Consider the following 13,465-nt stretch of genomic DNA (forward strand, 5'->3'; position numbering starts at 1 on the left):
CTTTCTAGAACCTCATCTTAGGGATACCATCAAATTGACCCAGCAAATACGCCTTCTTAAGATTCAGATCCTTTCTTACATTTGTGAAATCAGTGAGTCTATAGAGCGAGCTCTCTCCAAGTTCATTTTTGTCAACAAACCAGAACTGGTCTCTACGAACTTTCTTGCTTTCGAGGATCAAAGGGTTGTGAGTGTTGCAGATCATTTGAGCGTTCTTAGAATTCTCGCTAATAGAGTTGAACTTGTCGATAAGCGCCTCTACCAAAAGCGGATGCAGCTTTGAGTCAATTTCGTCGATAAGGATTACCTTGCCGTGAGTCAATGCATCAACAACCGGACCGAGGATCTTGAAGAACTTCTTCGTGCCCTCAGATTCAAAATCTCGTAGATCACAAAGGATTTTCGCCTTCATAGACCTATCGGCGTTATACATTTCATGACTGGTGAATACATCATAGCTAAGAAACTTCTTTGAACCATCTCTTCCATCATGCACCTGCGTAATATCGATTTCTAAGTCGTTACGCCTTCCAGTTATATCTTTGAAATAGGCCTCCACATCTTCAAATTCTTCACGCCTAATCTCAAGTCCACTTATACCTTGGTCGGCTTCACGCATGAAATTCACAGTCTTTTCATAGAGTGTCTTGTCTTCGTAGAGCCTGGCTGCAGTGAGAGACGTAGGAAATCTTGACGCATCGATAATTATCATAGACAGGAAATAGTCGAAAACAGTTTTCACAAGATCAACAGAGCCAATCTTGTTTATCACTGATAAGAATAAGACGTTAGGATTTGTGAATTCTACGAACTTCTTCAATTCTCCATATTTCTTAGTGATCACGATATCTTTCTTCGAAGCGGATTCCCTCGAGAAGATCCTTGTTTCTCTTTCATGAGTAATGAAAAGCCACTCGCTGTAAATCTTATCCCCTTGAATTTCGAATCCGTATCTGAATTTGCGAGGACCCCCGCTGTACTCTGTAAGAAACTCAATCTCAAACTTCGTTGGTCTTTTCTCCGCGCCCTCTTTGAAAGCAAAACGATCTGTCTGAAGGCGATAGCTATCATCAAAGGAGTGAAGAAGGATATCACGCATCTTTGCTATTCCCTTGAGAAGATTGCTCTTGCCTCCGGCATTCTTTCCGTAAATGAATGAAGACTTCAGTAGACACCATTTACCTGAAACGAAAGTATTGAGTTCTTGCAATTCCGAGACAGACTCACACTCCATGGAGAAGACGGTTTCATCTAGAAAGGAACGGAAATTCTCAATCGCGAAAGAAACTAACATCCCCTCACCTCCCCGGTACAAAGCACATAAAGACTATCGACCATTTATGACTGGATAAAAAAGTCAACTCTAATATATCATATTCGTGATATATATACAAATACACATGTTAAGACTTCATAGTAGAGTTCGCGTTCTTTTTCGTGAATTGTCTTGCACTGAAAGGAGTATGGCTAAATGACTCACCTTTAAAGTAATCCTCAACAAAAAACTGTGGACCCATCATTATCATTGCATCCTAAATCAGCGCTTAATGGTAAGAGACACTCTCCTGAAGGTCAAGCACATGTCGCGACCGCGCAAGGTATGAACTTAAACCGCGCCATCTCTTTACCATACGCTCTTAAGAGTCGTTTTTGTTGGTCGTCCCGAAAGACAATTCAATTCTGGCTTGAAATATTTGGATGGATGACAAGCAAGGCTTCCTTAAGCAATTTCTAGAATGGAGTCCCCAAGAAACAGGCAATCTTGAGAATGGAATAATAGAGTTTGTCTCTGTTTGTTTTCCAAATTTTCTTTGCGAGTCTGACTTCAAATGCTTGCGGTGCTATAATTCAGGCATAGGGGGAGGTGAATTATGATAAGAATAGCTCAGGCAATAGCTACTGAAGGGCTGAAGTTAAGACTCACCTTTGAAAATGGAGTATCTGGAACTGTAGATTTTTCTGAACTGGCAAAATCTACTCTTTTTGCTCCTCTCACGATGATGAGTTTTTTGAAAGCGTTAGCATTATCAGGGACGGCAGAGCTTTAGCGTGGGGAGAAGATCTTGAGATCTGCGCCGATTCTCTTTTTCTGAGAATAACGGGAAAGAAGCCAGAAGAAATCTTCCCAAAACAAAGACCACTGTCTGAATGACTGAAATCAGTCGCTTCTATGGATAAATAATCTACATGTACTACGAAGATCATCTTCCTTCACACTTTCATGCTCACTATGGTGAACATGAAGCTATCATAGAAATAGAGTCATTGGCAGTAATCGCAGGTTCCTTGCCTCACAGAGCCCTGGGACTGGTAATTGAATGAGCTTCAATGCACCAGAAAGATCTTTCTGCAGCATGGGAAGATGCAAAGGCGCTGCAACCTTTGAGAAAGATAGCACCGCTGAAATAGAGACTCCGTCGCTCTTTCCAGACTACCTATTTCATGAATCACTCATACCTTTCTGGGTTTCACTATGTGTGACTACTGACGCTCTTCAGAACTACGGATGGCTCCGGCAAAAATAGGGACTGACCGGTTTCTATGGTCCCATTTTTCGTGCCTCTTCGGTCATCCCGTAGTGATCTTGTACGGGATCTCGTCTCTTCAGTCTCGTCCTCTCTTTCTCTCACCCTCTCTCTTTTTTTCTCTCTCTTCCCTCTCTATCTCCCTTGTATCCCGTTCTCTCTCTTTCCTGGAAGAAGAAGTCCTTAAAGGTATGCATTCCTCTGGCCTCTTACTTCTTTTTCTAGGATTGTTGATGGTCTCTATATCGCGGATGATTAATCCACATAATTCGTATAATTTATGGATTTATGATCCATAAACAGTATTCAAGGTGGTACTGTTTACTTCGTGATGAAGATGAATTTTTCCAGAACCATTGTCAGGATGACGTTTAGCGGTGTCATCCCGTAGTGATCCTGTACGGGATCTCGACATAGAGATCGACATACGTTTAAGAGCCACTGATCGCTGTAAGCGAAAATAGGGACTGACCGGTTCCTATGGTCTGTCCCTTTTTCGCGAAAGGAAGGGATTCTGACCAGAAGCACGTCAGATGACATGAGGCGAGAGTATCCTGCCGCGAAAACATGTTGCTTCATCCAGTATATCCCCACTGTCATCCCGTAGAGCTCCTGTACGGGATCTCAGTCCTTCTCTTCCTTCTCATCTCTCGCTTTTCTCTCGGGCTCATTACGAAGGAAAAAAGAACCTGGACGCGACGTGTCGAAGAATCGTTCTTCCCTGCGTAAACCGCTCAGTGTTTCTCATCCACTGGCTCCTTCCCCGTGAAGCGGAACTGGCCTCGCCGAATGCGAGACTGGCCAGGCGGAACCTGACTGGCCTGCGTTAGCAGACTGGCACTGAAGATCTTCGAAATATAATATGCTCTTATCGGAGGACTGTGGACCGTTGACGGTTGACCTGAGAAGGGGCTGTTATCCCGTAGAGCCTCCAATGATGAGCGCCTCCTCTATCATCCCGAAATGCGTTTGAATGGGATCTCATCTCTTTAGTCTCGCCCTCTCTCCTCTCTCGTAGTTCTTGACCAAGAACCTGGACACAAAGTGTCGGAACGAAGAACAGCTCTTTTGCTCTTGTTCTCCAAGGACGGGTCCATGATCTGGGACGACGGACGCAGGACGGGTTTTACAAGATGGAATCCCTACTTCCAGCATATACGAATGAGTCTGAGTTACGTTAATGCAAATAATGGAGTCGCCATCTATCGATGCAAATGGATCTGAAGTGAGCGTTCAGAACTTGAAATTACGATAACACTCTCATTGCCTGTTGAGATGATAGACGCATACCCTCTTGATGCTTCTAATATCTTTTGTGAATAACGTCCACTAACATTGCGGGACTCATCACTCTCGCCAAATTCTCGGGAAAATGTTTTGCATTCCCGGTAACGATAGGAGCACCGGAGGCCCGCGCAACTTCGACAAAAGGTAAATCAGATAAATCAGGAAGTTTTATAGAGACAGGCTCAGGGCTCCCAAAAGAACCTTCCCTGAGAAAGAAGTCCAAGAGCGAGCGGATATCATCGTTCGAGAATTGAAACCTGGGTCTACGCAAAACTCTCTCATACTCATCGATTATTCTTGCATCATAACAGGGAACGACGAACCTAGAAAGGATTGCATTCAATACAGCAGCAGGCTTACCGTATGGATTGATAAGCGCAGAGACAAGCACATTCGTGTCAAGCACTATTCTCATCGGTCTTCTTGTCTGCTCTCCGTTATCTCCCTATCGATTTCCTCTGCAGATAGGCTATTAAGGCCTAGCTTCAAAGACTGAAGTCGCATCCGCTCAACTGCGAGCTCTGCCTTTGCCCGCGAAATCGCCTTCATTAAGAAGTCTAGATCCTCGTCAGCTCTTATCATTATTGCTTTGGGCTTGCCATTAACTGTTACGATAACCTCGGATCCCTCATCAAGCGTTTCCCACACTGCTGAGGGATTGCTTCTCAAATCTCGAGTAGCAATATATTTCATCATGACCACCTCGTATACAAATATATCATACAATTAATCATACATTATAACATTCGGATGCCACTGGTTCCTTTTCCTTCTCTTACTTATTATCATCAGATAGTCCTCCTGGAGCAACAAAGGCCTGCTGTGCGTTCTGAACAACCGAGAAAGAGCATTGACGAGACGTTCGCCTCGCTCACGAGAAAGCGAGAGCGAAAATAGGGACTGACCGGCTCCTATGGTCTCATTTTTCGCGTAAATGCAGATATTTCAACCAAGACCTTTTTCGGGCGAACAGCCGTTCGCCCCTACAAAAGAATCGCTTAATCGTCTGACATTGTCATCCCGTAAAGTTCGCCCTGAATCCTCTCACATAGTCATCCCGTAGAGCTCCTATACGGGATCTCGCTCTTGTCATCCGTCTCGCCCTTTCGATATGAATGCTTTGCTCCAAACACGTGTTAAAATAACACCGAGAATTCTTGGGAAGTGATCTTATGAAACCGGCTAGCATCAGGAAGCAAATGATTGACGAGCTTGAGAATATTCCGGAAGATAAGCTTCAGCTGCTACTGGAACTAATCAGAAGCAGTAAGTCCGATCTTTCGGATCTTCAGCCAAAGAGAAGATCGATTACCGACTATGCAGGTTCATGGAAAGAGATGGATTCGGAACAATACAACACTATGATCAATAAACTAAGAGACCGAAGAGAAAAGGCAAGAAGGGAGCGCAATGTCTGACTTAGCACTTCTGGATACAGACATACTTTCCATGTTCTTCCTTGGCCATTCTCCGGTAGTATCCAGAATGGAAGAATATTCACAGATCACGAGAAAGTCTATCTGAGCCTAATAACGTACTACGAAATACTCAGCGGTTTGAGACACATTGAAGCGACAAGACAAATAGAGCAATTCCTGGAGTTTTGTCTTTTCAATGAAGTACTTCCTATTACTCTTGAATCAGCTTCTGTTGCTGCGACTCACTACGCGTATCTTAGAAGACTCGGAACGCCTTTGGATGATATGGATCTTCTCATAGCTGGTACAGCCATAGAAAACGACATAACTTTAGTCACGCACAATATGAAACACTTCAGCAGAATTCCGGGATTGAAGCTGCAAGACTGGATAGATTAACTGAATCTCCGATATTGTTCAGCGACCCTCCCACTTGATGTCCCCCATGTCATTGTGAATAGTTAGCACAGAATATCGTCAGAGAAGCGCTACACGCCTCAAAGAAATGTCCTTCGTCAGCCATCCAAGAGAAAGGTAGTCCTACGTCCGGTAGGATCAATCGAGAAAGAGCATTGACGAGACGTTCGCCTCGCTCACCAGAAAGCGAGAGCGAAAATGGGGACTGACCGGTTCCTATGGTCCCATTTTTCGCGTAAAAGGCAGAGATTCCAACCAGGACCTTTTTCGGGCGAACGGCCGTTCGCCCCTACAAGAGAACTGCACAATCATCTGAAATTGTCATCGCGTAGTATTTCGAATAGGGGACTGACGCGCTCCTGACGTCTGTCACATTTTTTGCGCCTCTTCTGTCATCCCGTGATGCTTCTGCACGGGATCTGGCTCTTTCTAAACACAAGATCCGGATTCGTTCTTATCGGAGGACGGTGGACCCTTGACGGTTGACCTTAGAAGTAGTTGTCATCCCGTAGTGCCTGCCCCAATATGATCCTGTTTGGGGGTTCTGCACGGGATCTCTCTCTTCTCGTCACTTTCTTCGAGGTCCTCAACCAACAACCTTGGCACAGCGTCGAAGAACTGGTCTTTCGCATATTGCTCTTATGAACGAAGAACAAAGCTCCTAGCTTCGCAACGAAGAACCAGATTACTGGAATGCAAATAATGGAGTCTGTCACGAAAGGTCGTGATATCCCTGGTCAAGTTGCTTCAGTCAAGTCTTTAATCTGAGCAATTGGTGCGTATTCTTTCACATTATTAATGCCGTCTTTACAATTGCTCTTGGTTGAATAACCTTCGCCTGTGGCAATAATTTCTCCGTTGGGTGCTAGGAGTCTGAATCGATATTCATTATTCTTGTCCTTGAAGATTTCAAACCGGGGTTCTTTCATTGCATTTTCTACCTCCTTGGTCAGGTCAAGACACCTGATAGCTTTTTTTGCACGACACAACGTTCAAATAACAATAAGTCTTTCTTTAGAATTACTGTCCAGCTTTGGTTTCGAAATCACTGGCCAGCTACTTTGTTCTTCGGACTAGAGTGAAATTAGTCTCGTAACACTTGCTGCATGGAGGAAATCTTTCGCCCTTCACACAAGTGACTTCATTACCACAGTTTGTGCATTTGTAGATGCCAGAGACTTCGACTTTCTGGCCCGTTGTTGCCAATCTTTTCACCTCCTTCCAGTGAACTTATGCATAACTCATCAAGCGTGATTCCAAGAATTGAGTGCTTCAACTTGAGCAGCAATGACACTCCTTCTACGAAGCAAATTCCCCAGAGTAGATAGGTAAGTCAGCAATTAATAATGCCTTTATTTTACTACTTTATCAACATAAAACAAAACGCAGCTTATGGTAATCATAGATGAGCCTATCTTGAGAATTTAGTTCACACAAATCTGCTAATAGAAGAAGCAAGAAACAAGAGTGGATTAGAAAGTCTAATCTGATTCGAAGACTTATCAGCTTGGTAGATGAGAAAAAGTGCTCTTAATAATTGCTCTACACCCGATGACGTATTATGTCAGTGCTACTGTCTGAAGCCGCTAGCTCTTTACTCGGTCTTTCTCGTGTGAATGAGCTTGCATTACGCTACTGTAAATAATAGAGTCTGTCCCGAAAGGTCAAAGGTTCACCCTCGGCAATGTAAAAAACGGAGTCTGTCTGTCCCTGAAGGTTCACCCTTTCTCGCAGAAACGAGGACGGAAAACTGATCCAATTTAAAGCGAACTACCTTATTGGAATGTAAATAATGGAGTCCCCAAAAGGTCCTAAAAGATGGATGTCTCTTCTCGCCCCATTTTGATTTTCTTTTCTCTTTGCATTGCTATCCTGAAAGAAGAACGTGGTTACGGCAATGTAAATAATGGAGTCTGTCCCCAAAGGTCCCTGCCAAAAAGTGAAACGGAGTCCCTATTTTTCGCTTACAGCGATCAACGGTTTCTAAGTGCGAGATCCCGTGCAGGTGCATCACGGGATGACAAATGGGTGGATTTCGCGGCAGGCTCTAAGGGATGACAGTGTGGAGACATTACGGGGCGAAACAATATCTTTTCAGGATAGTATACTCCCCCCTTCAGGTCATCCTGACAATGCTCCTGGTCAGGATCACGGCCCTTCGAGAAAAACAGGACAGACCATAGGATCCGGTCAGTCCCTATTTTCGCTCGCTCAGTCCCTATTTTCGCTCGGGTCTTCTCATGCGTGAAGCAAACTCTCTATGCTCTTTCGAGGCTCTAACCTACAGCGCACAACCGCCACGGCTCATAATGTCTGCGGAGGGATACTTGCAAAATTACCAGCGGTCTTGGGTTCTGGGTCTAGGGTATCGCGAGAGCCCCCAGAAAATTGAGACTCCATCTTCATGAAAGAGCGGTTCATCGTTGGTTAGGATCGCGGAGCGGGAAGGCTAACAGGACGTACGCTAGATCCCCTGTTATGTTATATCGAGAAGTATTTTTATGACTTCAAGGACTTGTGACATTACTTCATCCGAGACTCTGCCGATTCTCTTTTCAAGCCTTTCTCTCGATATGGATCTTACGTCTTCGCTCTTGATGTAGCTTGTGAGATCAAGGCCGGTTTCCCTGCCGGATATCTCAACGTGAAGAGGGATGGATTTGTTTTTTGATGTAATCGGAACTACTATAACAAGTTCCGCCGGCCCATGGTTGAACTGGTCAACAGAGATTACCAGGCATGGTCGAAAACCGGCCTGTTCTCTACCTCTGACCGGGCTCAGGTTCGCCAGCCAGATTTCGCCTCTCGAAGGTAGATTATTCATCTTTGTCCAATCCATCAGCGATTGCCGTTTCCCATTCTTCTCTCTCGTTTTGTTCGTCTTTCCAGAGTTCTTCCGCTTCTTTTAGTCTTGCGAAGGCCCTGTTGGCATCGTTCAGAAGCATTTTCCGCCTGTAGGCATCCACCGCTTTAGCAAGAATCTCACCTATCGTTTCGCCACTGGCCGAAGCCATGGCCTTAAGCCTGGAATGAGTTTCAGACGAAATTCGCACGATCTGCGTCTTCAAGATATATCACCACCGAGTAAACATATTTGTATACTGATAATATAGCATACTTTGTATGAAAGGCAACCAAAAGAGCCCTCGGGTGTCATTCGAAAGAACAAGAAGAGAGAGAGAGGGCGAGACATGAGCGGCGGGTCTCGGATTTTGGGTTTACGGTATCGCAAGAACGGAAGTGATGCTGCTGCGCAGGAAGCCTGTCAGGTCAACCGATTGACTAAGGGACGGATGTGAGAGGGTAGAGGATAGAGGTTTGAAGTTCAAAGTCTTCTTGCCTCTAACCAAGCGATGAAACAACGTTAGTCATCAGCCGTTTTCCGAAAAGAACAACTAATCGAAGAGAAACTCAAGCAAGTCTTTCTTTGTCATTTCAAAGTGTCCGGCAATTTCTATAAGTATGGCGTTAAGTGTACCGGGCTTCAGCGTCTGTGATGAGGAATAGTTATATGATGCTCCCCTTTCCGCTTTGTAGTTAGTCTCACGTGGCTGTCGGTTTGACGTGTGACCTCATACCCTAACTTTGTGAGAACTTTCAGCAGTTCTTCAAAGGTGATATCTCGAGGGAGTTTCAAAGAGCAATTACCTCTTCCTTAACGAAATGAAGCCTAATTATCCTCGGTAGCTCGCTTTCATCAAAATGACATCCAATTGCGTCCCTGATGTTCTTCTTTAGATCCTCAAGAGTCTCAGCTTCAGTAAAGATGGGGTGACCTAAGGCGCGGGCAAAAAATCCAGAAACGGAATCTTCTTCGATGAGAAAGATTATTTCGGTATCCAAGTTCCACCTCCGTTCTTTCTCCAAGGTACTCCTCGTTTTACGGGCTATTACAACAGACATGATTGATTCTTCAATTGTTCTGCCCTGAACAGTGTAGTTTATGTTGCAAACATATACTCAAAAGAATTATAGCATCGTTAAGTGAGTAGTCAAAAACCTCAAATCCCGCCACAGAATAAGAAACAATTTTAGAGAGAAGACGCCTTGAGACTGAGACGAAGCTTCGCTTGGAGAAAAACTATATTCGAGACTTCAAAGAAGCCTCTCAGCTCAAGCGTCATGGGTCCACCGCCCTCCGACAAGAGTTGCAAGACGCAAGGCGCCGAAGAGCATCGGCGGTCAGTTTAGAAGTGAGGCTCGCTGGCGCGAGGAAGTGATGCCCGGAGGATTATCCGGGGAAGTGAGGCCGACTGCGTCGGGAAGTGATGCTGGCGCTTTCGCACCAGGAGGCAAGAATCAGTCAGTCTGCTCACGCAAACCAGTCACCTTCGGTGACCAGTCTTTGCTTCGCAAAAGCCAGTTCTGGCTACGCAGGAGATGAGATCCCGTGCAAGAGCATCACGGGATGACAGTCTTTACTTTCTTTGCGTCATCCTGACAACGCTCCTGGTCAGGATTCCTGTCTCCCGCGAAAATAGGGACAGATGCTAGGATCCCGTCAGTCCCTATTTTCGCTTACGGCATTCAGCTTGCAGCGAAAAACGGATCTTTTACGCGAGATCCCGTGCAGTAGACACTATGTCATGGCGGTCTAGGTTATTCAGAAGTCGTCACATACTGTCATTCTGACGATGCTCGTGATCAGAATCCTGAACTCAGGATCGAAAGAACGTTCCGCTGCAACTCAATGAAAACCCAGTCTATCAGAGGTTTTGAGAAGGTCGCCGATTATCTTCACTGTCTCAACCGCATCGTTGAACTGAATCCCTTTGGCATAGCTGTTTTCATTTTGATACTTTTCCCAAAGTCTTTTCTGGTACTCAGAGTCAATGAGTTCGTAGACAACGCTTTCGTAATGAGCTAGTATACTCGATGATCCTCGTCTACGCGCGGTGTTTTCAATTGCTTTCTTTAGTGTGGGGGTGGAGATTTGGTCTTTCTTCAGTCTGAAAAGAGTGTGGACGTCGTACAAGTCTCTAGGACGAGAACTCAAGACATCCTTCTCAATATGGTCTCGTATTTCTCTGCGAGTATCGTTTCAAGTGTGTATGCTTTTATGATGATTTTCTCTTTTCCAAAGATTGAGAGATACTGGTAGTCGATTTCTCCGGGAGTTATAACATCTCCAGTTGTTATGTCGATTCTCATTGGAACTCTGATTCTGTCGAATCTAGCCTCTAATGAAACACGGAAACTGTTGTATTTGTCTTCTTCGCGGATTGGCACTATTCGCTCCAATTTGAAACTAACCCCGTCATCAATCGCTGTTTCGATTATTTCGGTCACAACTCTTTTGAGCGAATCTTCATTCATTGCAAGGTTCTTGACTGTGGCATCCATATCGATTGTGGTTCTCTGCCCAATACCTAGAATAGATGCGATTAGAAGCCCACCTTTCAATATGAAGATCTCTTTGTATGAGGACCTAGCCACTCGCTCAATAAATCTTTCGAACATGAACATGTGAAGAATCTCTCCCGCATTCAAGTCTTTCTCCGCGGCGATTTTACGAATCTCGTTTTTCAGCTTTTCCGGGTTTATCACAGCAGAACCTCCGTATAAGTATGCAAGAGATCTTCAACTCCCAACACTCGTGAGTATCTAGCTAACTTTGCAATATCTCTTGTACTACCGAAATACGATTTCAAGGCATCAGTGACGATCTGAATATCAAATCGGTCCTTCTCTTTTAGCAGATCGCAGATGGTCCTTTCGGAATCGTAAGATCTTAAAGTGTTTCCAAAAGGCGATTTAACACTGGCCAAACCCAGGTTAAAAAGCGACCGTTTCACGTAATGGAAGACCAGATCACTGCGCTCTTTCGAAAGATGCGTTACGTTTGATCCCTGAGGTACAGTAATGTGGTATTTGGATGGTGCCCGGTCTGAGAGACCGAGTAGATAGAGGGATGTTGTATGAGAGAAGACACAGGATTTGCACCTCATCTGGAGTATCTTGTACTCATCTATTAATCTTTCTGATAAGACGTACACCCCCCGCGAGACCTTCTCAAGCTGTCCCAACTCAAGAAGCCGTCTTAGCTCTTCCTTTCTAATTCCCTCTGCTACGACATCACAGGTTTCAACAAAACCATTGTTTTCGGCAGCGATTTGTTTGATCTTTTCAAACTCATTCATCGTTTCACCTTCTGTACTAACGTGCTTTAATAATAACATATTAACGCACGTTAGTACAACTGGGTTTTATTTGACGCCAGGTGAGGCTACTATATGCCATTTGACATGATGCGCCGTAAATCACCTTCGGATACAATGCCGGAAAAGAACTTTTCCCTTCAAGAAGTGATGCTGCTGTGTGGCAAGCCTGCCAGGCCAACCGTCATGGGTCCACCGGCTAAGAACCGCTGGCCGCTTGCTAGAAGACACTAATCGCTTGAAGAGCAAGGCAACAAGAAGAATGAGATCCCGTGCAGGTGCATCACGGGATGACAGCCTTGTCTGTCATCCTGACAACGTTCCTGGTCAGGATCCCTTTCTCCCGCGAAAAACGGGACAGACATTAGGAGAATCGTCACTCCTTTTTTTCTCGCCGCTAATAGAGAAACCCGAAGAGGAACAGCGGGATGATGTTCTCGAATCCGATTTCGATACCATCGCGCAGTACGAATCCGTTTGAGGAATCCTTAAGCTGGCGTCTTCCTTTGTCTGGACCACCCACTTCAAAAGTTATCTCCTTGTTTTTTTCTTTCAGGGTGAAGTCACCGCTGGCAGGCACGCAAATCCCCAGATGACCGACTTGCGAAACGAAGAAGGCTTCGCGTATCGTTCCCATGTTTGCCTCAAGATTCCATTGCGGTAGGCCGAGAGCATAATAGAGATTGGTTTCACCGAGAAAGACTTTTGAACCGCTGCGCATTCCTTTTATTCCTCTTCCGCATGGAAGGACTCTTTTCAGAACTCCTGCCCTCTCGAGAGAATCTAGATAGGTGTATAAGGTGACTTTGCTTATTCCTAACTCCTTACAAAGCGACTCGGGAGAGATTGAAGGAACAACACTGGTTGCCACAAAGGCGATGATCTTTTTAATGATTGTTGCTGCCTCGCCTCTCAGCGAGTCTTGCTCTACAACATCTTGATAAATCGCTTTGTCCAGAGTGTTTAGTATTCTCTCGTAGTAAGAACCGTACGAAAGCCGAAAAGGGTACGAACCGGCTCTCAAGTACTCCCTGAACAGCTCCAGCGGATGTAGCTTCTGAAGCTTTCTGCTGATATTTATGTGATTCTCGAGGAGCTCAGTAATGCTTACTGCGGGAAAGTTTTCGCCTTTCTCCAGATTGAGGAATTCTCTGAATGAGAGATGCCTTAGTTCACTCAATACCGCCCGCCTTGAAAGGTCTGCGGTCCCTTTCATTACGGAGTATCTAGAGCTGCCCGAGAAGTGAATCTGCTTTCCCGGATACGAATCATGTAAGGCCTTGATATCATTTGCCCATCCTGGCTGTCTATGAGCTTCATCTACCACTAACGTCTTTCCGCCAAGCTTGAAGAACGTGTCTCCTATGGCATATATTCCCTCTCTGAGAACTAAGGGATTATCCCCGGAGATGTATAGAAAGCCCTTCTGTCCTTTCTCAAGGATCTTCTGCAGAAGCATAGTTGTCTTTCCACAGCCTCTGGCTCCCACGATTCCCAGAAGTGGATCATTCCAATCAATAAGCTCATATGCATAACGCTTGAACTCTGTAGGAACAGAACTGAAAAGTCTCTCCTGGATCTCAAAAAAAGGTTGAAGGTCTACCATGGCGCACCTCCATTTAGTTCATTACATTATACCATTCTAGCGATTCGAGTTTAA

Annotated in this window: 17 protein-coding genes; 4 read left to right on the top strand and 13 right to left on the bottom strand. The window is 45.0% G+C overall.

Translation table 11 applies throughout. The annotated features are described in order from the left end of the window. Positions 1-4: 4 nt before the first annotated feature. Positions 5-1,294 carry an AAA family ATPase gene (locus tag THEBA_RS05800; protein WP_014730833.1) on the bottom strand — a complete coding sequence of 430 codons (1,290 nt, stop codon included), beginning with the start codon at positions 1,292-1,294 and terminating at the stop codon, positions 5-7. Between the two features lie 577 nt (positions 1,295-1,871). Between THEBA_RS05800 and THEBA_RS14235 the strand changes: the two genes are divergently transcribed. Both THEBA_RS14235 and THEBA_RS14955 read left to right on the top strand, forming a co-directional pair. After that, on the top strand, positions 1,872-2,048 hold the full coding sequence (locus tag THEBA_RS14235) for a DUF2442 domain-containing protein (protein ID WP_148269992.1): 177 nt from the start codon (positions 1,872-1,874) through the stop codon (positions 2,046-2,048). Between the two features lie 139 nt (positions 2,049-2,187). Further along, the gene (locus tag THEBA_RS14955; RefSeq protein ID WP_201764213.1) at positions 2,188-2,322 is read left to right on the top strand and encodes a DUF4160 domain-containing protein; all 135 of its coding nucleotides are present in this window, start codon (positions 2,188-2,190) and stop codon (positions 2,320-2,322) included. 1,506 nt (positions 2,323-3,828) lie between these two features. Here THEBA_RS14955 and THEBA_RS05810 read toward each other — a convergent pair. Both THEBA_RS05810 and THEBA_RS05815 read right to left on the bottom strand, forming a co-directional pair. Then, positions 3,829-4,227: a putative toxin-antitoxin system toxin component, PIN family gene (locus THEBA_RS05810; protein ID WP_014730836.1), complete on the bottom strand. Its 399-nt coding sequence runs from the start codon at positions 4,225-4,227 to the stop codon at positions 3,829-3,831. Then, positions 4,224-4,505, bottom strand: a complete 282-nt coding sequence (locus THEBA_RS05815; RefSeq protein ID WP_014730837.1) for a type II toxin-antitoxin system Phd/YefM family antitoxin — start codon at positions 4,503-4,505, stop codon at positions 4,224-4,226. The genes THEBA_RS05810 and THEBA_RS05815 overlap by 4 nt, the downstream gene beginning before the upstream one ends. Positions 4,506-4,984: 479 nt before the next feature. Between THEBA_RS05815 and THEBA_RS05820 the strand changes: the two genes are divergently transcribed. Continuing rightward, the gene (locus THEBA_RS05820; RefSeq protein WP_041928097.1) at positions 4,985-5,230 is read left to right on the top strand and encodes a hypothetical protein; all 246 of its coding nucleotides are present in this window, start codon (positions 4,985-4,987) and stop codon (positions 5,228-5,230) included. Between the two features lie 138 nt (positions 5,231-5,368). Beyond that, entirely contained in the window at positions 5,369-5,629 is a 261-nt protein-coding gene (locus tag THEBA_RS05825; protein WP_236609218.1) for a PIN domain-containing protein, read from the top strand. Between the two features lie 755 nt (positions 5,630-6,384). On the opposite strand, the gene THEBA_RS05830 is transcribed toward THEBA_RS05825, so the two are convergent. The 10 genes from THEBA_RS05830 to THEBA_RS05860 all read right to left on the bottom strand — a co-directional run bounded on the left by THEBA_RS05830 (position 6,385) and on the right by THEBA_RS05860 (position 13,411). Then, positions 6,385-6,576, bottom strand: a complete 192-nt coding sequence (locus THEBA_RS05830) for a YegP family protein (protein WP_014730839.1) — start codon at positions 6,574-6,576, stop codon at positions 6,385-6,387. Positions 6,577-6,703: 127 nt separating this feature from the next. After that, positions 6,704-6,862, bottom strand: coding sequence for a zinc ribbon-containing protein (locus THEBA_RS14960; protein WP_081484613.1), 159 nt, complete (start codon positions 6,860-6,862; stop codon positions 6,704-6,706). A gap of 1,261 nt (positions 6,863-8,123) precedes the next feature. After that, positions 8,124-8,471, bottom strand: coding sequence for a type II toxin-antitoxin system PemK/MazF family toxin (locus THEBA_RS05835; protein WP_014730840.1), 348 nt, complete (start codon positions 8,469-8,471; stop codon positions 8,124-8,126). Next, positions 8,464-8,715: a hypothetical protein gene (locus THEBA_RS05840; RefSeq protein WP_014730841.1), complete on the bottom strand. Its 252-nt coding sequence runs from the start codon at positions 8,713-8,715 to the stop codon at positions 8,464-8,466. Before THEBA_RS05840 ends, THEBA_RS05835 begins: the two co-directional genes overlap by 8 nt. 416 nt (positions 8,716-9,131) lie before the next feature. Further along, a complete protein-coding gene (locus tag THEBA_RS14965) occupies positions 9,132-9,284 on the bottom strand; it encodes a type II toxin-antitoxin system HicA family toxin (protein WP_201764214.1) in 153 nt (50 codons plus the stop codon). Next, a complete protein-coding gene (locus THEBA_RS05845; RefSeq protein WP_014730842.1) occupies positions 9,281-9,490 on the bottom strand; it encodes a 2-oxoisovalerate dehydrogenase E1 subunit beta in 210 nt (69 codons plus the stop codon). The genes THEBA_RS14965 and THEBA_RS05845 overlap by 4 nt, the downstream gene beginning before the upstream one ends. An 844-nt stretch (positions 9,491-10,334) precedes the next feature. Beyond that, positions 10,335-10,643: a nucleotidyl transferase AbiEii/AbiGii toxin family protein gene (locus THEBA_RS13740; RefSeq protein WP_049794045.1), complete on the bottom strand. Its 309-nt coding sequence runs from the start codon at positions 10,641-10,643 to the stop codon at positions 10,335-10,337. Next, positions 10,640-11,194: a nucleotidyl transferase AbiEii/AbiGii toxin family protein gene (locus THEBA_RS13745; protein ID WP_049794046.1), complete on the bottom strand. Its 555-nt coding sequence runs from the start codon at positions 11,192-11,194 to the stop codon at positions 10,640-10,642. Before THEBA_RS13745 ends, THEBA_RS13740 begins: the two co-directional genes overlap by 4 nt. Further along, entirely contained in the window at positions 11,191-11,787 is a 597-nt protein-coding gene (locus tag THEBA_RS05855; protein WP_014730843.1) for a type IV toxin-antitoxin system AbiEi family antitoxin domain-containing protein, read from the bottom strand. Before THEBA_RS05855 ends, THEBA_RS13745 begins: the two co-directional genes overlap by 4 nt. Positions 11,788-12,202: 415 nt before the next feature. Beyond that, a complete protein-coding gene (locus tag THEBA_RS05860) occupies positions 12,203-13,411 on the bottom strand; it encodes an ATP-binding protein (protein WP_006486457.1) in 1,209 nt (402 codons plus the stop codon). Positions 13,412-13,465 lie beyond the last annotated feature (54 nt).

The sequence above is a fragment of the Mesotoga prima MesG1.Ag.4.2 genome, from assembly GCF_000147715.2.
Classification (GTDB): Bacteria; Thermotogota; Thermotogae; order Petrotogales; family Kosmotogaceae; genus Mesotoga; species Mesotoga prima.

Excerpts from the sequence above, each read along its gene's own strand:
- THEBA_RS05835 (WP_014730840.1), bottom strand. The coding sequence starts at position 8,471 with ATGAATAATCTACCTTCGAGAGGCGAAATCTGGCTGGCGAACCTGAGC.
- THEBA_RS05860 (WP_006486457.1), bottom strand. The coding sequence starts at position 13,411 with ATGGTAGACCTTCAACCTTTTTTTGAGATCCAGGAGAGACTTTTCAGT.
- THEBA_RS14235 (WP_148269992.1), top strand. The coding sequence starts at position 1,872 with ATGATAAGAATAGCTCAGGCAATAGCTACTGAAGGGCTGAAGTTAAGA.
- THEBA_RS05855 (WP_014730843.1), bottom strand. The coding sequence starts at position 11,787 with ATGAATGAGTTTGAAAAGATCAAACAAATCGCTGCCGAAAACAATGGT.
- THEBA_RS05810 (WP_014730836.1), bottom strand. The coding sequence starts at position 4,227 with ATGAGAATAGTGCTTGACACGAATGTGCTTGTCTCTGCGCTTATCAAT.
- THEBA_RS14955 (WP_201764213.1), top strand. The coding sequence starts at position 2,188 with ATGTACTACGAAGATCATCTTCCTTCACACTTTCATGCTCACTATGGT.
- THEBA_RS05800 (WP_014730833.1), bottom strand. The coding sequence starts at position 1,294 with ATGTTAGTTTCTTTCGCGATTGAGAATTTCCGTTCCTTTCTAGATGAA.
- THEBA_RS05815 (WP_014730837.1), bottom strand. The coding sequence starts at position 4,505 with ATGAAATATATTGCTACTCGAGATTTGAGAAGCAATCCCTCAGCAGTG.
- THEBA_RS05830 (WP_014730839.1), bottom strand. The coding sequence starts at position 6,576 with ATGAAAGAACCCCGGTTTGAAATCTTCAAGGACAAGAATAATGAATAT.
- THEBA_RS05820 (WP_041928097.1), top strand. The coding sequence starts at position 4,985 with ATGAAACCGGCTAGCATCAGGAAGCAAATGATTGACGAGCTTGAGAAT.